The sequence below is a fragment of the Pseudomonas sp. JZ134 genome, assembly GCF_051027695.1.
Classification (GTDB): domain Bacteria; phylum Pseudomonadota; class Gammaproteobacteria; order Pseudomonadales; family Pseudomonadaceae; genus Chryseomonas; species Chryseomonas luteola.
Genome location: NZ_CP069250.1, coordinates 2,374,924 through 2,396,738, shown reverse-complemented (window position 1 = coordinate 2,396,738; position 21,815 = coordinate 2,374,924). Strand labels below are relative to the sequence as shown.

General features: G+C 55.8%; 14 protein-coding genes. 8 read left to right on the top strand and 6 right to left on the bottom strand.

What is annotated here, in order from left to right; genetic code table 11:
* Positions 1-208: 208 nt before the first annotated feature.
* On the top strand, positions 209-5,080 hold the full coding sequence (locus JQR86_RS11135; protein ID WP_434153584.1) for an NAD-glutamate dehydrogenase: 4,872 nt from the start codon (positions 209-211) through the stop codon (positions 5,078-5,080).
* A gap of 47 nt (positions 5,081-5,127) precedes the next feature.
* Here the strand turns inward: JQR86_RS11135 and JQR86_RS11130 are convergent, their stop codons facing one another.
* Entirely contained in the window at positions 5,128-6,132 is a 1,005-nt protein-coding gene (locus tag JQR86_RS11130; protein ID WP_434153583.1) for an alpha/beta fold hydrolase, read from the bottom strand.
* Between the two features lie 229 nt (positions 6,133-6,361).
* Here JQR86_RS11130 and JQR86_RS11125 point away from each other — a divergent pair, with 229 nt between their 5' ends.
* The 4 genes from JQR86_RS11125 (at position 6,362) to JQR86_RS11110 (ending at position 12,176) form a co-directional block, all read left to right on the top strand.
* A complete protein-coding gene (locus JQR86_RS11125) occupies positions 6,362-8,620 on the top strand; it encodes an ATP-binding protein (RefSeq protein WP_434153582.1) in 2,259 nt (752 codons plus the stop codon).
* 10 nt (positions 8,621-8,630) lie between these two features.
* The gene (locus JQR86_RS11120; RefSeq protein WP_073449641.1) at positions 8,631-9,092 is read left to right on the top strand and encodes a response regulator; all 462 of its coding nucleotides are present in this window, start codon (positions 8,631-8,633) and stop codon (positions 9,090-9,092) included.
* A gap of 88 nt (positions 9,093-9,180) precedes the next feature.
* A complete protein-coding gene (locus JQR86_RS11115) occupies positions 9,181-11,598 on the top strand; it encodes a response regulator (RefSeq protein ID WP_434153581.1) in 2,418 nt (805 codons plus the stop codon).
* Positions 11,595-12,176, top strand: coding sequence for a biliverdin-producing heme oxygenase (locus JQR86_RS11110; RefSeq protein ID WP_010797978.1), 582 nt, complete (start codon positions 11,595-11,597; stop codon positions 12,174-12,176). The genes JQR86_RS11115 and JQR86_RS11110 overlap by 4 nt, the downstream gene beginning before the upstream one ends.
* Here the strand turns inward: JQR86_RS11110 and JQR86_RS11105 are convergent.
* Positions 12,162-13,097 carry a hypothetical protein gene (locus JQR86_RS11105; RefSeq protein ID WP_074825324.1) on the bottom strand — a complete coding sequence of 312 codons (936 nt, stop codon included), beginning with the start codon at positions 13,095-13,097 and terminating at the stop codon, positions 12,162-12,164. The genes JQR86_RS11110 and JQR86_RS11105 overlap by 15 nt on opposite strands.
* Positions 13,098-13,491: 394 nt before the next feature.
* Between JQR86_RS11105 and JQR86_RS11100 the strand changes: the two genes are divergently transcribed.
* On the top strand, positions 13,492-14,520 hold the full coding sequence (locus tag JQR86_RS11100) for a quinone-dependent dihydroorotate dehydrogenase (protein WP_122042822.1): 1,029 nt from the start codon (positions 13,492-13,494) through the stop codon (positions 14,518-14,520).
* Positions 14,521-14,614: 94 nt separating this feature from the next.
* Here JQR86_RS11100 and rmf read toward each other — a convergent pair whose 3' ends face one another.
* The gene (rmf, locus tag JQR86_RS11095) at positions 14,615-14,830 is read right to left on the bottom strand and encodes a ribosome modulation factor (RefSeq protein ID WP_010797981.1); all 216 of its coding nucleotides are present in this window, start codon (positions 14,828-14,830) and stop codon (positions 14,615-14,617) included.
* Positions 14,831-15,142: 312 nt separating this feature from the next.
* Here rmf and rlmKL point away from each other — a divergent pair, with 312 nt between their 5' ends.
* Together rlmKL and JQR86_RS11085 are read left to right on the top strand one after the other, a co-directional pair.
* A complete protein-coding gene (gene rlmKL / locus JQR86_RS11090; protein WP_434153580.1) occupies positions 15,143-17,335 on the top strand; it encodes a bifunctional 23S rRNA (guanine(2069)-N(7))-methyltransferase RlmK/23S rRNA (guanine(2445)-N(2))-methyltransferase RlmL in 2,193 nt (730 codons plus the stop codon).
* A gap of 210 nt (positions 17,336-17,545) precedes the next feature.
* Complete coding sequence (locus JQR86_RS11085) at positions 17,546-18,586, top strand: acyltransferase family protein (protein ID WP_434153579.1); 1,041 nt, start codon at positions 17,546-17,548, stop codon at positions 18,584-18,586.
* Here the strand turns inward: JQR86_RS11085 and JQR86_RS11080 are convergent, their stop codons facing one another.
* The 3 genes from JQR86_RS11080 to xylB form a co-directional block, all read right to left on the bottom strand.
* Positions 18,587-19,648 (bottom strand): oxidoreductase, encoded by a 1,062-nt coding sequence (locus tag JQR86_RS11080; RefSeq protein ID WP_434153578.1) that lies wholly within the window; start codon positions 19,646-19,648, stop codon positions 18,587-18,589.
* Positions 19,649-19,758: 110 nt separating this feature from the next.
* Positions 19,759-20,184 carry an HPF/RaiA family ribosome-associated protein gene (locus tag JQR86_RS11075; protein ID WP_010797985.1) on the bottom strand — a complete coding sequence of 142 codons (426 nt, stop codon included), beginning with the start codon at positions 20,182-20,184 and terminating at the stop codon, positions 19,759-19,761.
* A 74-nt stretch (positions 20,185-20,258) separates the two neighbouring features.
* Entirely contained in the window at positions 20,259-21,764 is a 1,506-nt protein-coding gene (xylB, locus tag JQR86_RS11070; protein WP_434153577.1) for a xylulokinase, read from the bottom strand.
* Positions 21,765-21,815 lie beyond the last annotated feature (51 nt).

The following is a 21,815-nucleotide window of genomic DNA, read 5'->3' as shown; positions in this document are numbered from 1 at the left end:
AACAGGTATGAACGAAGATGTCGCGGCACCGAATGCAGCGGCGGCAGCTTCGTTTTAAGCTTTTACCCGGCTGAAGTCGCTGCTGCCAAAAATGTCAGGGGCTTCAGTTGCAATAAAGTTGAACTCGAGCTGAACACCCTGGGTCCTCGTCCTTGTATGTAGGCACCAGGCGTGCAAAAAACGAATAAAGCCCAGATGGAGTACAACCATGGCGTTTTTTACCGCTGCCAGCAAAGCGGACTTTCAACACCAGTTACACCTTGCTCTCGCTCAGCATGTGGACGAGCCAACGCTCTCCAGGCTGACACCCTTCGCTGACCAGTTCTTCGGAATTGTCGCGTTGGAAGAACTGACCCAGCGCCGTCTTTCGGACCTTGTTGGTTGTGTACTCTCGGCCTGGCGCTTGTTGGAGCGTTTCAATCCGGCTCAGCCGCAGGTCAATGTATTCAACCCTGAATACGAGCGGCATGGTTGGCAGTCTGCCCACACGGCGGTAGAGGTCCTGCATGCCGATATCCCGTTCCTGGTTGACTCGGTCCGCATGCAGATCAATCGATCCGGACACAGCGTACATACTCTGCAGAACAGTGTCCTGAGCGTACGCCGTGATGAGACAGGCCGTCTGCTAGAGGTATTGCCCAAAGGTACCCAGGGAGAGGGAGTCAGCCAGGAATCAGTCATTTTTCTTGAGATCGATCGCTGTGCTTCAGCCAGTGACATGAAGGCGCTTGAATCAGCCCTGCTTGAAGTGCTGGGCGAGGTGCGCCTGGCAGTGAACGATTTCAACCCCATGAAACAGCGTGTAGCGCATCTGCTCGATCAGCTGGACACCGTGGCGGGGCCAAATGTAGCGGCAGAAGAGCTAGACGAGGTGAAGACCTTCCTGGCCTGGCTCAACGACAACCACTTCACGTTCCTGGGATATGAAGAATTTACCGTCGAGAACGAGGGTGAAGGTGGTCGCATCTTCTATGATGAGTCCTCGCTGCTGGGGCTTTCGCGGCAGCTGCGCATAGGCCTTACTGCCGAAGACGCTCATATCCAGACCGAGTCGCTGCAGTATTTCCGTGAGCCGTTGCTGCTCTCGTTTGCCAAAGCTGCGTTGCCAAGCCGGGTACATCGTCCGGCCTATCCCGATTTTGTCTCGATCCGTCAGTGCGACGAACAGGGGCATGTCATTCGTGAACACCGGTTCATGGGGTTATATACCTCCAACGTCTATAACCAGAGCGTCGAAGCCATTCCCTTTATCCGGCGCAAGGCGGCGGAAGTCAGACGTCGGGCCGATTTCGGTGCCAGTGCGCACTTGGGCAAGGAGCTGGCGCAGGTGCTTGAAGCACTGCCTCGTGATGATCTCTTCCAGACACCGGTAGATGATCTTTTCGCTACGGCGATGTCCATTGTACAGATCCAGGAGCGCAACAAGGTTCGCGTCTTCCTGCGCCGCGATCCCTACGGACGCTTCTATTACTGCCTGGCCTATGTACCGCGCGACATCTATTCCACCGAGGTCCGTCAGCGCATGCAGCAGATCCTTATGGAGCGCTTGCATGGCACCGACTGCGAGTTCTGGACCTATTTCTCCGAATCCGTTCTGGCGCGTGTTCAGTTCATCCTGCGTATCGATCCGGGCCAGAAGCCGGAAATTGATCCTTCGCGTATCGAAAAGGAAATGGTGCAGGCGTGCAGGTCCTGGAAGGACGACTATGCGAGTCTGATCATCGATACCTTGGGCGAGGCGCAGGGTACAGCGGTACTGGCCGATTTCCCTCAGGGTTTCCCGGCCGGTTATCGTGAGCGTTTCGCGCCGCATCTGGCGGTGGTGGACATGCGGCATCTGCTGAACCTGTCGGAAAGCCGCCCGCTGATCATGAGCTTCTATCAGCCGCTCGGTTACAGCGGCGGCGACAATGTCCTGCATTGCAAGCTCTATCATGCGGATACGCCGCTGGCCTTGTCGGATGTACTGCCAATCCTTGAAAACCTTGGCTTGCGCGTATTGGGTGAGTTTCCTTATCACCTGCGCAAGAAAGATGGGCGCGAATACTGGATCCACGATTTTGCCTTTACCACGGTGGCGGGGTTGCATGTGGACCTGCAACAGCTCAACGACACGTTCCAGGATGCGTTCATCCATATCGTCAATGGCAGCGCCGAGAATGACTCCTTTAACCGGCTGGTCCTGACGGCCGGGCTGCCCTGGCGTGATGTGGCCCTGCTACGTGCCTACGCGCGTTATCTCAAGCAGATTCGCATTGGGTTCGACGTTGGCTACATTGCCAGTACGCTGAACAATCATGTGGACATTGCACGCGAGCTGACACGCCTGTTCCGTATGCGCTTCTATCTGGCGCGCCGCATGACTCCGGAAGATCTGGAAGACAAGCAACAGCGTTTGGAGCAGGCAATCCTTGCAGCGCTGGATAACGTGGCAGTGCTCAACGAAGACCGCATCCTGCGTCGTTACCTGGATCTGATCAAGGCAACGCTGCGAACCAACTTCTACCAGCCAGACGAAAATGGCCAGCCCAAGGGCTATTTCAGCTTCAAGTTCAATCCGCGTGCGATCCCCGAACTGCCCAAGCCTGTACCGCGATTTGAGATTTTCGTGTACTCGCCACGTGTGGAAGGCGTCCACCTGCGAGGCGGCAAGGTTGCTCGTGGCGGTCTGCGTTGGTCGGATCGGGAAGAGGATTACCGTACAGAGGTGCTGGGCCTGGTAAAGGCGCAGCAGGTCAAAAACTCGGTAATCGTACCGGTAGGAGCAAAAGGTGGATTCGTACCGCGGCGTCTGCCTGTAGGCGGTAGCCGGGACGAGATCCTGGCTGAGGCAATAGCGTGCTACCGCATCTTTATTTCCGGTTTGCTGGATATCACGGACAACCTGAAAGAGGGTGAAATCGTTCCGCCGGTGGGTGTTGTGCGTCAGGACGATGACGATCCTTATCTGGTCGTGGCAGCCGACAAAGGCACGGCGACCTTCTCGGACATTGCCAATGGTATCGCAGCTGAATACGGCTTCTGGCTGGGTGATGCGTTCGCTTCTGGCGGTTCGGCAGGTTATGACCACAAGAAAATGGGTATCACGTCGCGTGGTGCCTGGGTCAGCGTACAACGGCATTTCCGCGAGCGGGGCATTGACGTCCAGAAAGACCCGGTCACTGTATTAGGGATCGGCGACATGGCCGGCGATGTATTTGGTAACGGCCTGCTGCGCTCGGAAAGCCTTGAGCTGGTAGCGGCATTCAACCATTTACATATCTTTATTGACCCAAACCCCGATGCTGCCCGCAGCTTCGCCGAGCGCCAGCGTCTGTTTGACCTGCCACGCTCCAGCTGGACGGACTATGACGCCAGCCTGATTTCCGAGGGTGGCGGCATTTTCTCACGTAGCGCCAAGCGAATTGAAATTTCGCCGCAGATGAAAGAGCGCTTCGATATCCAGGCCGATCAGCTGACGCCTAACGAGCTGATTCATGCACTGCTCAAGGCTCCGGTCGATCTTATCTGGAACGGCGGTATCGGTACTTACGTCAAGGCCAGCTTCGAATCCCATGCGGATATCGGAGACAAGGCCAACGATGCGCTACGGGTGAACGGCAACGAGTTGCGCGCCAAGGTGGTAGGTGAGGGCGGTAACCTGGGCATGAGCCAACTGGCACGGGTCGAGTATGGTCTCACTGGTGGCGCATGCAATACCGACTTCATTGATAATGCCGGCGGCGTGGACTGCTCTGACCATGAGGTCAACATCAAGATTCTCTTGGGCGATGTGGTGTCCTCTGGCGACATGACCCTGAAACAGCGTAATCAGCTGATGGGCGAGATGACCGATGAGGTTGGTGAGCTGGTCGTCAACAACAATTACATGCAAACCCAAGCGCTGTCTCTGGCGGAGCGTCGTGCACGGACGCATCTCATGGAGTACAAGCGTCTCATCGTGGACCTGGAAGGTCGTGGCAAGCTTGACCGCGCACTGGAGTTCCTGCCCTCTGATGATGTTCTGGCAGAGCGCGCGAGCCAGGGCATAGGCCTGACCCGTGCCGAGCTTTCGGTGCTGATCTCCTACAGCAAGATCGATTTGAAGGAACAGTTGCTCAAGTCGAGTGTGCCGGACGATGAGTACCTTAGCCGCGACATGCATACTGCGTTCCCGCAGCGCCTGACTGAGGAATTTGGCGAGGCGATGCAGCGGCATCGTCTGAAGCGCGAGATCGTGAGTACCCAGATCGCCAATGATCTGATCAACCATATGGGTATCACCTTTATCCAGCGCCTCAAGGAGTCCACCGCCATGAGCGCGGCGGATATCACGCGTGCCTATGTTGTGATGCGGGATGTCCTGCATCTGCCTCATTGGTGGCGTCAGATCGAAGCGCTGGACTATAAGGTTCCGGCAGATGTTCAGTTGAGTCTGATGGATGAGTTAATGCGCTTGGGGCGTCGTGCGACGCGCTGGTTCCTGCGCAGCCGTCGCGGTGAGCTGGATGCTGCGCGTGATGTTGCTCACTTCGGGCCACGTGTTGCCGCGCTGGGCGTTCGTTTGAACGAACTGCTCGAGGGCGAGCCACGCAGCCAGTGGGAAGGGCGGTATCAGCATTACATCGATCAGGGTACGCCGGAGCTACTGGCGCGTGTGGTGGCGGGTACGACGCACATCTATACGCTTTTGCCCATCATTCAGGCGGCTGACGTGACCGGGCATGATCCTATCCAGGTAGCCTCGACCTGGTTCGCTGTTGGCAATGCACTCGACCTGACCTGGTATCAGCAACAGCTCAACGAGTTGCCGGTTGAAAATGCCTGGCAAGCATTGGCGCGTGAAGCGTTCAGAGATGAATTGGATGCACAGCAGCGCATCATCACGATTGCGGTTTTGCAGATGCCTGAGGCACCTGAAGATAACGCTGCGCGGCTGGCCCTATGGATGGAGCACAACCGTACCATGGTGGAACGCTGGAGAGGTATGCTCAGTGATGTGCGTGCCGCCAGCGGAAAGGATTTCGCCATGTATGCGGTGGCAGCCCGTGAACTAATGGACTTGGCTAGTCTGGGTTCTGCCACGAGTTCGACGATGTAAGTCGCACCATCGAAAAAAACCCCGCCTCGGCGGGGTTTTTTATGAGCTTATTTAATGTCAGCCAATCCTTTGAGCAGCGTCTTGTGAAAGCGCTCGGGATCCTGGATTTGTGGTGCATGTCCCATGTCATCAAATTCGACAAGTGTGGCATGGGGAATTGTCTTGGCTGTCTGCTTGCCTAGGGTCGTATAGTCACCCAGCGCCTTCTGCACCTCTGGAGTGGCTGCGTCCTTGCCAATGGCGGTATTGTCCTTGGTGCCTATCATGAGCAGCGTTGGCATGCGAAGCTGATCAAATTCATAGACCACCGGCTGGGTATAGATCATGTCGTACAGCAGGGCCGAGTTCCAGGCTACGACCTGCTTGCCTTCACCACGATACAGCCCGGCCAGCATATCGACCCAGCGATCGTATTCAGGCTTCCACTGGCCGGCGTAATAGGTGTTCTGCTCGTACTTGCGAATACCTTCGGCGCTTGTTTTCAGCTCCCGCTCGTACCATTGATCAACACTACGGTAAGGCACACCTTTGGTCTTCCAATCTTCAAGGCCAATGGGGTTAACCATGACCAGCTGCTCGACCTGGCTGGGGTAGAGCAGGGCATAGCGGGTAGCCAGCATGCCGCCGGTGGAATGACCTAAAACTGTGACCTTGTCTACACTCAGGTGCTCGAGAAGCGCGTGGGTATTCACCGCCAGCTGCTGAAAGGTATATTGATAGTGTTCAGGTTTGGTGGATTTACAAAAGCCAATCTGGTCCGGCGCTACGACCCGATAACCGGCCCCGCTCAGTTGGGCTATGGTCGTTTCCCAGGTTCCGGCACAAAAGTTCTTTCCATGCATCAACACCACGGTACGCCCGTTAGGTGTTGCGGTAGGCTTCACATCAATGTAAGCCATTTGCAGGCGTTGATTTTGGGATGTGAACTCAAACTCACTTACCGGGTAAGCGTATTCGAAACCTTCCAGGCGTGGACCATAGGCGGCATCGGCAGCCAATGCCGAATGTGTCAGGGTAGCTAGCAGCAAAGCAGGGGCGAGGCGCGCGAACATGGATAACTTGCTCCTTGGGATGATTCAGCCGTTTCGACTTACCCTAGGTAACTAATAGTTCCGCAGTCCACCAGCACTGTTTGACAAGACATGTACAACAGGAAAGCTCTAGCAGGCGGATCACAGATTTTTAGCGCTATCCCGATCAATCACACTTGTACAATAACGTACCTATGCAGGCACAATAGGCATAGACAAATTATCCATACGTAACGACAGGAGAGGATGCTTGGCCGTCGCCGACAATCCCAGTTCCTCGCTTCCAGCCAACACGCTGACGGAATGTGCGAAAGAACCTATACACATTCCCGGTAGTATCCAGCCACATGGGTTTCTGCTGGCCTTGAGCGAGCCGAGCCTGACAATTACTCAGGTTAGCCAAAACGTACAGGATTATCTGCATGCCAGCCCTGCCGATCTGTTAGGGAAATGCCTGAGTGATTTTCTGCCAGAAACGGATCTGCCCGAGCGGCTGAAGGAGCTGGTCGTCGAAGACCACAATCCTTTCTATCTGGGTGATGTAGTCCTGCGCCTTGGTGATAACGGCAACCAGTTTGCCATGTTCGTGCATCGTTTCGATGATGTATTGATCGCCGAGTTCGAAGCGGCCGGTACGGCAGCAATGGCTTACACAACGATGTACCCATTGGTGCGTACCTTTGTCGAGCAGCTGCAGCATGCCGAGTCCATTGAGGCGCTTTGCCTGCTGGCGGTACGAGAGGTCAAGCGTATTACGCAGTTTGGCCGAGTACTGGCATATCGCTTCGATCACGACGGCCATGGCCAGGTGATTGCCGAAGAGGCAGACGAGGGTTACGACCGTTACCTTGGCCATGTCTTCCCCGAGTCGGATATCCCGGCTCAAGCGCGTCGACTCTATCGTGAAAACCGGATTCGTGTCATTCAGGACGCCCATTACGAGCCCTCTATCATTGAGCCTTCCGTCAACCCGGAAACGGGGCGCCCGCTGGACCTGAGCTTTGCAATGCTACGCAGCGTATCGCCAGTGCATGTCCAATACATGCGTAACATGGGTACGCAGGCCTCGATGTCCATTTCCATTCTGGTGGATAACGAGCTCTGGGGGCTGATTTCCTGCCACGATGCCGAGCCAAAGTCAGTGAGCTTCCAGAAGCGCACTGGCTGCGAACTCCTGGGACGTATGCTGTCCTTGCAGATCGAGGCTGGTGAGTCTCACAAGTTATCCGATCGCCGCCTGTCGCTTCGGCAGATGATCGTGCAGTTGCTGGCCGCGATGGCTGACCGCGACAGTGTTATCGAAGGCATCGCTGAAGTACCCGATATTTTTCTCCGGTTCGCCAGTGCGTCGGGTGGTGCTATCGTATCGGCTGAGCGCTGCGACCTGATTGGCCAGACGCCCCCGCGCTCGGTCGTCGAGTCGTTGGTGATGTGGCTCTCGACGCATGTTGAAGATGATTTCCATACCAACAATGTGACGCGTGATATTCCCGAACTGGAGTTGGGCGGCTATGTTGCCGGTCTGCTGGCAGTGCCGATCTCCGAGCTTCACTCCCATTACCTGATCTGGTTCAGGCCTGAGCAGGTTCAGGTCGTCAACTGGGCCGGACCGCCGCACAAGGCGGTGCAGGACGACGGAATGCTCAATCCCCGCCTGAGCTTTAGCACGTGGCAGGAAACCGTCCGAGGCTTCTCATTGCCGTGGGACCCGCTGGAGGTCGAGGGCAGCATCGAGCTGCGTAATGCCGTTCGCGGTATCGTCTTGCGCAAGGCTGAAGAGTTGGCCGAGCTGGCAGAAGAGCTCAAGCGAACCAATAAGGAACTTGAAGCCTTTTCCTACAGCGTCTCACATGACCTGCGTGCGCCTCTTCGGCACATTGCCGGTTATGCAGAATTACTCAATGACTTCGAGGGCGACAAGCTCTCTGATCGCGGCGCACGCTTCCTTGAGAACATCGGCGTTTCAGCACGGTTTGCCGGAACCCTGGTTGACAACCTGCTGAGCTTTTCCCAGATGGGAAGGGCTGCGATCCGCTATTCCGATGTCAATGTCGCAGCCTTGATCGAAGCGATTCGTCAGGAGATGGCGCCTGACTTTGCCGGGCGCAACATCGAGTGGAAGGTCGAGCCATTGCCGATGGTCATTGCAGATGCGGCTTTTATTCATCTGGCGCTCCGTAACCTGATTTCCAACGCGATCAAGTACACCCGCAACCGCGAGCAGGCGGTTATCGAGATCGGCTCAGAATCAACCGACAAGGAAGACATTTTCCATGTCAGGGATAACGGGGTCGGATTCAACATGGATTACGTGGGCAAGCTGTTTGGCGTCTTCCAGCGACTGCACCATATGGACGAGTTCGAAGGCATCGGTATCGGCCTTGCCACTGTCCGCCGTATCATAGAACGCCATGATGGCAGGGTCTGGGCTGAGGGCGAGCCGGGCACAGGTGCCACGTTCTATTTTGCTTTACCGAAACAGCGCCCCCTTTCCACACAGAAACGTTGAGACTCCTTCTATGCTTAAGCCGATTCTTCTGATCGAGGATAATCCGCACGATCTCGAGCTGACGCTGGTTGCGCTTGAACGGAGCCAGTTGGCCAACGAGGTCATTGTTCTGCGCGACGGTGCCGAGGCGCTGGACTATCTCATGCGGCGGGGCGCTCATGCTGAGCGACTTGAGGGAAATCCGGCGGTAATGCTGCTGGACTTGAAATTACCCAAGGTCGATGGCCTTGAGGTGCTCAAAGAAGTGCGTGATACCCCATCATTGCGCAGCATACCGGTTGTAATGCTGACTTCTTCTCGCGAGGAGCCTGATCTGGAGCGGGCCTATCAGCTCGGTGTCAATGCTTATGTGGTAAAACCTGTTGAGTTTCGTGATTTCGTAGCGGCCATCAGCGACCTAGGCATCTTCTGGGCTGTGCTCAACGAGCCGCCACCCGGTTCGTTCCGTCTAACCCGTCGCCCCGGCTCATAGTGAGGTCCTTATTAAATCCTATACTGCAGATGACCCGAACGGCCTGATTTCACGTTCCATGCTCGTGGAACCTGCTCGGCGAAGCAATATGTCCTTACCGAAACGCATCAAGATATTGTTGGTCGAGGATAGCAAGCTCGACGTCGAGCTGATCCTTATCGAACTGGAGCGCAACGGCTTTAGTCTTGAGCCAACGGTTGTGTATGACCGAGCGGGGCTTGACGCAGCACTGTGCGGCCAGCCGTTCGATCTTATCCTGTCGGATATCATCCTGCCTGGCTTCTCTGGAGCCGAGGCGCTCAAAGTGGCGCGCGTAGCGGCTCCCGATACGCCGTTCATCTTTGTTTCCGGCATTTTTGGTGAGGCACATGCCGTCGAGATGATGCGCCTGGGCGCGAATGACTACGTGCTCAAACAGAGTCTGGAGCTGCTTTCTACTTCTGTAGAGCGTGCATTGACTGTTGTGCATGAACGACGGGAGCGCCGCAAGGCCGAAGAGGCTCTGCAAACGCTTGAAGTGCGCTCCCGGCTGGCAATCGATGCGGCGCGCCTGGGCATGTGGGAGCTTCAACCCGAGACCAACCACCTGCTGTGGGACGAGCGCTGCAAGGCCATGTTCGACTTGCCTTCGGACGCACAGGTCGATTTGGAGTTGTTTGCTCGACTGGGGCATCCGGACGAAGTCCAGAAAATGTTTGATGCGGTCCGCCGTGCTACCGAGCATAGCAATGACCAGGAATATCACGCGGAATACCGGATTTCTCTTCCTGCTGGAGAACAGCGCTGGATCGAGGCGAGAGGCAAGGCATTCTTCGAGGATGGCATCTGCACTCGCCTGCTCGGGGTAATGATGGATATCACCCAGCAGAAGCGGGCCACCGAAGCGCTGGAGCAACTCAATACCTTACTGGGCGAACGTGTACAGGAACGTACACGCGAGCGCGACCGTACCTGGGATCTGTCACGAGACCTGTTGATCGTAACCGGATCACAAGGTCGTCTGTTGGCATTGAATCCGGCCTGGGCTGAGACCCTAGGATGGGATCGCCAGGCCTTGATCGACAAGCCGTTCATTGAGCTGGTGCATTGTGATGATCGCAGCATTACCCAGGCTGAGCTGAACAGTGTCAGTAACGGCCGGATAACCAACCGGTTCGTTAATCGTATTCAGCATCGAGACGGCAGCTATCGCTGGATTTCCTGGACGGCTGTGCCCGAAGATGGAAAGTTGTATGGCTCAGGGCGAGACATCACCGCTGAAGTGGATGCCATGGAAGAGCTGGCGACAGCCAACCGGCAGCTGCGTGAGCAGATCAATGAGCGGGAGCGCGTAGAGGCGACGCTGCAGCAAATGCAGCGCTTGGAAGCCGTGGGTCAGCTTACGGCCGGTGTTGCGCATGACTTCAACAATCTATTGACTGTCATTCTCAGCAGTGCGGCGTTCATGGGGCGCGATCTGGAAAAGGGTACTTTAGAAAAGTTGCCTTCGCGTCTGCAGAACGTTCGCGAGGCGGGAGAGCGAGGCGCCAAGCTGATTGGCCAGTTATTGGCGTTTTCACGACGCCAGCGTCTTGCGCCAAAGCCTGTTGAGCTAAACGAGACGGTCAACAGCATGCTGGCCTTGCTGCAAAGCACCATGGGCGGCAGCGTCTGGATTGAGACCTCCCTGGAGCCGGGGCTTTGGCATGCCTTGGTCGATCCGACCCAGATCGAGTTGATCATCCTGAATCTGGCAATTAATGCTCGGGATGCCATGAGCGTAGGCGGGTCGCTGCGTCTGACCACGGCCAACCAGACGATTACCGCTGCACCTTCGCGGCCTGAAGAGCCAGAGCCGGGCGATTACGTCATGATGTCCGTGCGGGATTCTGGCACGGGTATGACAGATGAGGTGCTGGCCAAGGCATTCGAACCGTTCTTTACTACCAAGGAAGTAGGCAAGGGGTCTGGCCTGGGGCTTGCTCAGGTGTTTGGTTTTGCCAAGCAATCCGGTGGTGGAGTGCGCATCGAAACCGAATTGGGTGTAGGCACCGAAGTCAAAGTATTTCTACCTCGCGCCGAGGTGGAGTTGGATGATGCGGCGTCGGATACCCAGGCAGCCTCCGAAAGTCGCATGGATGGACCCAGACGTACGATCCTGCTGGTTGATGATGACAGTGCCGTTCGGGAGGTTACCTCAACGCTGCTTCAGGAGCTGGGATATAGCGTCATCGAGGCGCAAAACGGTTTTGCTGCATTGGCGGTGATAGAGCGTACGGCCAAGATTGATCTGTTGCTGGCTGACTTTGCCATGCCGGGCATGAACGGCGCCGAGCTTGCCCGAACGTTGCGCCAACGCCAGCCCGATCTTCCGGTAGTCTTCATTACCGGATACGCCGAACTCGGCGAGTTGGACGAGCAGGAATATTTCATCGTACCCAAGCCCTTTCGAGAGAATGACCTGGCGAACAAGGTTCATTCAGCCCTGAAAGGCTCCAATCCCTTGAAAGTAATACAGCAGACATGAGTACGTCCTCTATTCGTGAGCGTTTACGACAGGCCGGTGGCGAATTGCACCAGCAGGTGGACGCCTTGTTTTCGTCCTATCGACTAACGGATCTGGATGGCTACCAGACGTTTCTGGTTGCCCATGCATGGGCCTTGTTTCCCATGGAGGAGATGCTTGAGTCCTCCGGCATCGAAGCGATGATGCCTGACTGGAAGCAGCGTCGGCGTCGGTTTGCGTTGGCCGAAGATTTGGCCATGCTGGGTGTGTCTGTACCTGAATATAAGCCTTTGCAGGCCTGCAGTAATGAGGCCACCCTTTGGGGATATGCTTATGTGCTTGAAGGGTCACGGCTCGGCGGCAAGATGATTGCCCGCTATGTGGCTGGTAGTGATGAGCCATTGATTCGGGCTGCAACTCATTATCTAAGTCATGTTCCTGACTCCGGGCCGGCCGGATGGCCTGCTTTTCTGGCAGAGCTGGAGCATCGGGCGGTACATTGGAAAGAAGACGATCTCTTCAGCGGTCAATCTCAAGCCTTTGGCTTGTTTTTACAGGCAGGGCAACGCTTTCAACCGGTCGCCTCAAGCACCGCCTGATTCTTCAGGCGGTAACGGCGCTGTGGGTGTCCTTTCATCAGGAATCGCTCCAATCTGGCGTAGGCGAACCAACAGATCGGGAGCGCCTGCCAATTTGAGTCCCTGACCCAGCGCATCGCTTAACGGTGACTGACGGGGCAGCAGAAGCCATTCCAGCTGCTCCGGGTGTCCGGGAAGAGTAAGTCGGGCATAGGGAATGGCGTTATCAATCAGTAGTTTTACAAACCCTCGCTCGTTCCAGCACTCCGAAGGTACGGCAAGTACATGGAAGGCTTCACCGAGTGTCTCTACCGCAGCCGGATCGAGCTGATAGGTCGTCAATTCTGCGGGCAGTAGATATTCAAGGCCTCTCAGGCGTGCATAAGCTACTGCGCCTGCAAAAGCGCAAACCTGCTGCTCATCGCCATACCAGAACAGCCGTGAGCCGCGCCAGCTCGCTTCACGAAGCTGCAGTGAAAAGCGGTTTCCTGCCAGGGCTTGGCCCAGTGTGGACTCAAAGTCGCGATAACTGATAATGCGTACATGGCGGCGACAGTAGGGTGTAGCGGCCAGCTCTTCAAAGCTGCTCGCCGAGACCGTGCTGACGGCGGGGTGGCGTGTATAGACGCCGTTGATCCAGCGCAGGTCGAAGCTGGAGTAGTTGATCTGTCGCGTCTTGATGAGCTGGCTGAGAAGCTCATAGGCAGGCGCCTTGTCTTCCTGAACCGGACCTGAAAGTGCTCCACGTGACAGGGAAATCAATTGATACAGGGGAAGCCCTTCATCCCACCAGATGCTTTCGACATCCTCCGGAAGTGGCTGAAAATCAAGATCCAGACGGCTGGCGCGATGCAGCACTCGACTGGCCGACTGGCCAAGTCTCAAGCGCTGGGTAAGCGCCATGAACCGAGCACTGAGGCTTAGCGCATTCCGCGGGCTCATTTTCCCTCCGTGGGACAATTCACTGGCGCTCCATTCGTATTCAAAGACCCGTTGATAAACGGCGGGCCATCGGACCCTGCCGACTGATAAAGATTCACTGATTGCACTAACAATTCACTATGGCATGCATAGGAAAGTCTGCGCGATTTTCTTCCGAACGGTTGGAATAACCCGGGGAAGTAGAGCACACGTTGAAAGGCACCAGCCAAATACGAGCGGGTTTTGAAAAATACTCTTTTTATTCTGACATTTTATAACTTGTTCAGTTCGTTACTGATAACTGCTTTGCAATTACAAAAGAGCTGTGCGGTTTATTCCCGCTGCTGGCATGGAGAGACTCGCGACTTGTTGAGCTGTATAATGGGCGGTCCTTCCATTCGAACAGCCCTTGCCCATGTACTCCACGGTTCGTAACCTACTGTTCAAGCTTTCTCCGGAAACGTCCCACGATCTGACCCTTGATCTGATTGGTGCTGGTGGCAGGCTGGGTCTCAATGGCCTGTTTCATCGCCAGCCTTCGTTCCCCGTCACGGTCATGGGGCTGGAGTTCGCCAACCCTGTAGGCCTGGCGGCTGGACTGGATAAAAACGGTGCTGCCATCGATGGTTTTTCACAGCTGGGGTTCGGTTTTGTCGAGGTGGGTACGGTAACGCCAAGGCCACAGCCGGGTAACCCTCGGCCACGGCTGTTCCGTATTCCCCAGGCTGAGGCCATCATCAATCGCATGGGGTTCAACAACCTGGGCGTCGATCATCTGATTCAGCGGGTTCGGGCCTCCCGGTACAAAGGCATTCTTGGAATCAATATCGGCAAGAATTTCGATACGCCTGTCGAGCGTGCCGCTGACGATTATCTGCTATGCCTGGACAAGGTCTATGAGCATGCCAGCTACGTGACCGTCAACGTCAGCTCGCCCAATACACCCGGACTGCGCAGCCTGCAATTTGGTGACTCGCTCAAAGCGCTTCTGGAAGCGCTTCGGCTTCGTCAGGAGGATCTGGCGGTGCGTTACGGCAAGCGAGTGCCGATTGCCATCAAGATCGCGCCGGACATGACGGATGAAGAGACTGTACTGGTAGCCCATGCCATTCATCAGGCCGGCATGGATGCGATCATTGCGACCAACACGACTCTGAGTCGGGACGGCGTGGAGAATCTTCCCTATGCTGCCGAGGCGGGCGGTCTTTCCGGTGCGCCGGTGCGTGATAAGAGTACGCATACGGTACGTGTGCTGGCGTCGGAGCTAAAGGGCAAACTGCCCATTATTGCGGCAGGCGGCATTACCGAGGGTATCCACGCAGAGCAGAAGATAGCGGCGGGTGCAAGCCTGGTTCAAATCTATACCGGCTTCATTTACAAGGGACCGGCACTCATTCGCGAGTCAGTAGATGCTATCGCTTCGACAATCAAAAGGGCTCCTTAAGGAGCCCTGTGCCTCGTTGGAGGCGTATCTGGTGTTCACCAGTGCGATCTGTTTGAGGGCGTTAAGTCACCCGTCCAAAACGAATTAGGTTGTATCAGCCTGCTACGTTGAGTTGATTTAAGCGATGAATACCTGCTGTGCCGATGAAGCCATCCCAGTGGTCGCCGCGGCCTTCGCGCCAGCCGTTCATCCAGGCCTGGCGGATTTTTTGATGGTTAAAGGGGCAAAGATCGCGGGATTTTCCGCTAACGCCGTGCTGATAACCACGTTGAAAAGCTCGTTCCATCGGATCACGCTTAAGTCTTCTCATAGGGTGTTGCCCTCGTTTGTTGACTGTTTTTCCAATGGCCCTTGGGCCTCGTGGAAGCGTTGCCGGCGTGACGCTTCTCATCCCGCTCATTGCGAATCGGGATTGGTTAAGTTCTAACCAATGGTTACAGCTATGTGAATGATCGTTTTGGCATAACCATAGTGTTTTTATCAAATCTAACCATAACGACCGGCTAAGAAAGACCTTTACAAGGCCGGTCCTAACAGTCAAAGCCTTATGTAATAGGGCTTTTTATGGTTTTCAGTTTTCTGGCCGGTCAGTAAACCTGCCATCAATGAGTAATGACGATTCATGACCAATCAATACGAATTGTTTCTGACGTGCCCTAAAGGGCTGGACGGGCTGCTACTGGACGAGGCACAAGCGCTTGGTCTGGAGCAGGCACGCGCTCAGGTCTCTGCCATACGTGGGCAGGGCACGTTGGAAACAGCCTATCGGCTTTGCCTCTGGTCACGTTTGGCAAACCGGGTGCTGTTGGTACTGTCGCGCTTTGCAGTGACCAATGCCGATACCCTTTACGACGGGGTGGCGGCTATTGATTGGAGCGAACACCTTGAGCCCAACGGGACATTGGCCGTTGAATTTTCCGGAAAGGGTTCGGGGATTGATAACACACATTTCGGCGCGCTCAAGGTCAAGGACGCTATTGTCGATGGGCTGCGCAGGGTATCGGGGCAGCGTCCGTCGATTGACAAGGTGCGGCCGGACGTTCGCATTCACGTTCATCTGGATCGAGGTGAAGCGACGGTATCGCTGGATTTGTCCGGGCACAGCCTGCACCAGCGAGGTTACCGTCTGCAGCAGGGTGCTGCACCGCTCAAGGAAAATCTGGCGGCGGCCATTCTGATTCGTGCGGGCTGGCCGCAACTGGCCGCGCAGGGCGGCGCGTTGGCTGACCCGATGTGCGGGGTAGGGACGTTCCTTGTGGAGGCAGGGTTGATGGCTGCGGACATCGCGCCCAATCTGAAGCGGGAACATTGGGGGTTCTCGAACTGGTTGGGGCATATCCCGGCGGTGTGGAATCGCTTGATTGACGAGGCCGAGGATCGAGCTGTCGCCGGGCTTGCGCGTCCACCGCTATGGATTCGCGGGTATGAAGCCGACCCTCGGCTTATTCAACCCGCCCGCAATAATATCGAACGGGCAGGGCTGGGCGACTGGATCAAGGTTTATCAGGGAGAAGTAGCGAATTTTGAACCGCGACCAGATAAGAACCAGACTGGTCTAGTCATCTGCAACCCACCCTATGGCGAGCGCCTGGGGGATGAGGCAAGCCTGCTGTATCTCTATCAGAACCTGGGTGAGCGTCTGCGCATGAGTTGCCTGAACTGGCGTGCCGGTGTGTTTACGGGAGCACCGGAGCTGGGCAAGCGCATGGGTATCCGCAGCCACAAGCAATATGCCTTCTGGAACGGTGCACTGCCTTGCAAGCTGCTCATGTTCGAGATCGAACCACGGCAATTTGTGACTGGTGAACGTTCTTCCACATCGTCACAATCCCGTGATGAAGCGCAGGTAGCATCGGAACCTGCCAAGCTGAGCGAAGGCGGGCAGATGTTTGCCAATCGCCTGCAAAAGAACCTGAAGCAACTCTCCAAATGGGCGCGTAAGGAAGAGATCGAGTGTTATCGCGTGTATGATGCGGACATGCCCGAGTACGCTGTTGCCGTCGATCTGTACCGTGACTGGGTTCATGTGCAGGAATACGCACCGCCGAAGACTATCGACCCGGAAAAGGCGCAGTCGCGGTTGTTGGACGCATTGGCAGCCATTCCGCAGGCGCTGAATATTGATCCTTCTCGTGTGGTCGTGAAGCGTCGCGAGCGCCAGACCGGTAAGAAGCAGTACGAGCGTCAGGCTGCGCAGGGTCACTTTATGGAGGTGATCGAAGGGGGTGTGAAGCTTCTGGTCAACCTGACCGACTATCTGGACACCGGCCTGTTCCTGGATCATCGACCCTTGCGCTTGCGTATCCAGCAGGAAGCCGCTGGCAAGCGTTTCCTGAACCTATTCTGTTACACCGCGACGGCGACTGTACATGCAGCGGTTGGCGGTGCCCGCAGCACCACCAGCGTAGACATGTCACGGACCTATCTGGACTGGGGACGCCGTAATCTGGCGCTCAATGGCTTCTCTGACAAGCATCGTCTGGAACAAGCCAATGTCATGGAGTGGCTCGATGAGAACCGGGGAGAGTACGATCTGATCTTTATCGATCCGCCAACCTTCTCCAACTCCAAGCGTATGGAGGGCGTGTTCGATGTTCAGCGTGATCACGTTTCACTGATCGATATGGCCATGGCTCGGCTTGCCCGGGGAGGCCTCCTTTATTTTTCGAACAACTTCCGAAAGTTCGAGCTGGATGCTTCGCTCGCAGCACGCTACCAGGTAGAAGAGATTACGCACGAGACACTTGATCCGGATTTTGCACGGAACAGCAAGATTCACAGAGCGTGGCGGATTTCGGCTAAGCCAAAAGCATAATGATGCGCTTGCTTGTGACTTCTGTCATGAAGCGGGCCAAAACTTGAAACCCTGAGGGTCGATGAGAGTCGACCCTGGGCGGATTAGCCTCTAAGGTTTGTCTGAACAGGTCAGCGTTGCCTAATCAGTACCGAAAATGTGCTGTCAGAGCGGCTGATGCTGCAGCAGTCCTATCCGCATCAATGGGCTTCAAGGAGGCAAACGCTTTCAATGTTGGTTTCGCTTCAAGCGCTAAGGGCTCTGGCAGCCTGGCTCGTGGTGTTTCATCACTTCATGCAGGTCTTCTTTGATTTCCGGTCCGACACCCTGGTCGGCCATCTGCTCTCAACGCGAGGGCAAGTGGGAGTCGATATTTTTTTTGTGCTCAGTGGGTTCGTGATCTATATCTCGACAGCAGGTCGAGCCATGCCCACGTTCCGGTTCATGGTGAATAGGATCGCGCGAATAGTGCCCGCCTATTGGCTTTATACCGGTATTACCGCTGCCATCATTTATTTTGCGGCGGATGTGATGCCTGTTTATGGAGTGGCAAGCAAGGAGCTATTGCTATCGCTGTTTTTCATTCCGAGCCAGAATCCCGGAGGATTCGGTTTGTATCCCACGCTGCCGGTAGGATGGACGTTAAATTATGAAATGCTGTTCTATCTGCTGTTTGCACTGTCATTCAAAGTGCCGGAACGCTGGCGACTCTGGGTTGTATCGCTTCTGGTGGTTGGGGTCAGCGTTGCGTCAGCAGAGCAGCCTTTTATCAGCCATTTCTACCATAATCCCATCATGTATGAGTTCTTGTTGGGCATGGGTATCGGTGTGCTGTACCGAAAGGGGTTCATACCGCAAAGTCTGAAGGTAGCGCCACTGGTTGCAGGATTTTCGATAGCCACGATTCTGCATTTTGATGCCGGTAATGACTGGCGTTTGCTGACTTGGGGTGTTTTCAGCGCCTTGCTTGTAGCCAGCTGCATCGCAATGGAGCCACTGTTTGCGGGTAATCGGGTTCTCAAGGCGTTGGGTGATTGGTCTTATTCGGTCTATCTCATCCACGTCATCGTCCTATGGCTGGGCGACTACTGGCTACATCATCAGGTGGGGTTGAATCCCTATGAAACCTTGCTGCTGTGCTTGCCGATCATTCTCGTGTTGTCATGGCTCAGTTTTGAATTCATCGAGCGTCGAATGACCCGCAAGGTTAAGACGGCATTGGAAGCGGTCCCGGCGCGTATTGCCGAGACCCTGGAGGCGCGTGCTCGCTGATCAGCGCCAAGCGTTGCGCTCGGCTTCGCTAAAGTCGGGCACAACGCTGATCCCTTCTTTTGCGGAACGCTGGACAGCCTCGATGACAGCCATGAGTGAGCACGCCTGGGCTGGCGTAACCGGGTTTTCTGCCTCACCCCGTAACGTACTGATCACGCCTTGGTAATAACGACGATGATCCCCTGTGGGCACCGCTACAAGCTCTTGAGTGCCATCGGCATGGAACAGCTGTCCGGCATCCTCATCCAGGCCCCAATGTTCTCCGCCCGGCAAAATACCCTGACGTAATGCGTCCTCTTGACGATCGGCGCCACGCTTCAGCCAGCTGGCCTGTGTACCCTGGATCATGAAGCGGGGCGATCCTCCAGCGCTCAACATTCCGGCCTGCAGGATCGCCTGAGTACGTCCATAGTCGAGTACGACGTGAAACCAGTCATCCGCCAGTGCGCCTTGCCGCTGCTTTACAAGCTGGGCAGTTACACGGTGCGGTACACCAAACAGGCAGAGTGCCTGATCCGCCAAATGCGGCCCCAGGTCGTACCACAGGCCGCTACCCGGTCCATCACTTTCACGCCAGCGTTGCCTAACCTCGGGCCGGAAGCGCTCGATACGTGATTCATACACGGCGATCTCACCCAAACGATTGCTGTTTATTAGCTCCTGAGCGCCTAGGAAGTCACTGTCCCAGCGGCGATTCTGAAAAACGGACAGAAATCTATTTTCTGCCTGAGCAATGTCTGCCAGCTGGCGCGCTTCGCGAAGCGTCAGTGTAAAGGGCTTGTCCACCACGACATACTTACCCGCTCGCAAGGCTGCTTCAGCCAGTGTTGCATGGGTATCGTTGGGCGTGGCCAGGACCACCAGATCGACCTCAGGATGCGTTACTGCAGCGTGATAATCACTGATGACATTGATATGAGGGCGTTGAGAGCGAATCTTATCGAGCTGGCGAGAGGCAATATGCGTCAGAAGAAGGCCATCGACGCTTTCGATGAGAGGGGCATGAAAGATTTCCCCTACAAAGCCATAACCGATGAGAGCAACTCGAACCTGCGTATCCATGATGAACTAATACACTGACTGAAATGAAGTCGCAGTATAGCCAGGCTGGACACTATCGATAAGAAAGCCGCGAGAGGAAACAATTCTCTCGCGGCAAGGTGGGAGATACGTTATTCCTTACCTAGCGCTGCCTGCTTGGCCAGGAAGTCGTCCTGCAGAAGCGAGTCGGTAAATTCCTGTGAATCTTCCAGATTAATCGGGTCGTCGATGTGGCCGGTAGACGTAACCTTTGCATCAAGTTTTCCGGTGAGGTGTTCAAGGGCGTGTCGCATTTTTTCTGCAGCGCCATCTACGGCAAGGTCTAGCGCTTCGGCTTTATGAGTCACTGAGATCGAGCGGTACCCCTTGGGGCGGGCTTCGATCTGACAACGCTTATCTTCCGCTCCGGATTTTTGAGCATTCTCATCGCTCAAGTGAATTTCAACGCGGGTCAAGAGATCTTCGAAACGCTCCAGGCGATCGACAACAGCAGAACCTACCCATTCTTGCAGCTCGGCACTGCCTTCGATCTGATTGGTGTTCACTTGGACTTGCATACCACATCCTCATGTTTTTTGACGTGCCTATCTAATAGGACGGGCTCGGCAGTAGGAGGTTCATCTTTTAAAGACTAATGGATGCCAAGTACTTCGCCATGCAAGGCATGGAGCTGGTGCCGATAACGCTGGTAGACAGCTTCATAGGCGCGCGCGCGGTCGGGATCAGGAGAGACATGCGACGCGTCGTCCAGCTGCACGCAGCGTTTGCTCAGCGATTCAAGGGTGTCTGCCGAGTCATGCTGAGAAGACCAGCACCATGCTGCCTGTATGGCACCGCCAAGGGCCGCCGCTTCGGTGTGAAGGGTGCTGATGACCGGCGTATCCATGATATCTGCCACCAGCTGCCGCCAGACAGGGCTTTTGGCTCCTCCGCCAATCAGGCGAACAGTCTGGCTGTGCATGCCGGTGCCGCGCAGCAAGTCCAGCCCATAGCGCAGGCCAAAGGTTACGCCTTCGATCATCGCACGGCACAGGTTGGCACGGGTAAGGTTGGAGGCGGTCAGGCCCAGCAGGCTCGCCGTAGCAGTAGGCAGGGAAGGGACGCGCTCGCCGTTCAGGAAAGGTAGAACCGTAATACCCTCAGCCCCAATGGGTGCCTGTTCGACAAGGCGGTTGAAGGTGTGCAGGTCGATGTCTAAAAGCTCGCGCAGCGCGCCGCTTGCGTTTGTCAGGTTCATGGTGCAGATCAGCGGCAGCCAGCCGCCAGTCGAAGAGCAAAACGTTGCGACAGATGCATGCGGGCTAACGCGGGGGCTAGCAGAGTAGGCGTATACCGTTCCGGAAGTGCCCAGGCTCATGGTAATAAGGCCTTCCTGACTGTTTCCGGTGCCGATTGCTCCCATCATGTTATCCCCACCGCCACTGGATACGATGACGTGCTCATTCAGACCCAGCCGCTTGGCAACCGGTGGAAGCAGCGTGCCGACAGGCTGATGGGCCTCGATGAGTTCAGGCAGAGCCTTCATCAAGCGTCCAGTCGGATCAAGGTGTAGAAGCAGGTCGTTATCCCACTGCCGGGACCGCACATCGAAGTAGCCTGTCCCTGACGCATCGCCAAACTCGGTACAGCAACGGCCGGTGAGCCAGTAATTCAGGTAGTCATGGGGAAGCAGAATATGAGCGATGCGGGCGAAGAGGTCGGGAAAGTATTTTTGTGTCCATCGAAGCTTGGATACGGTATAGCCCGGCGCAATGGCTATACCAAGACGTTCCAGCGAACCGGCAGGTCCGCCCAGGTAATCGAGCAGCTCCTCGTTCTCTAGCGTTGACTCGGTGTCGCACCACAGCTTGGCAGGGCGGAGCACTTGGCCTTCACTGTCAAGTAATACCAGCCCATGTTGTTGACCTGATATTCCGATACCCCGGAGAGCGTTTCCTGGCAGGCCAGCATGAGCGAGTGCTTGCTGTGTAGCCGTTTCAAATGCCTGGACCCACTGTTCAGGCAACTGCTCACGACGACCGTTGGGCCCGCTGACCATGTCGTGGGCCGCGGAACCTTCCCCCAGGATCTGGCCCGTAGCTGAGTCGAGAATGACGGCCTTGGTGCCTTGTGTACCGCAATCAATACCAAGAAACATGTGTAGTCTCGCTGTTGTTCGTACTGAAAGGCCCTAGATGCATTTGCTTCT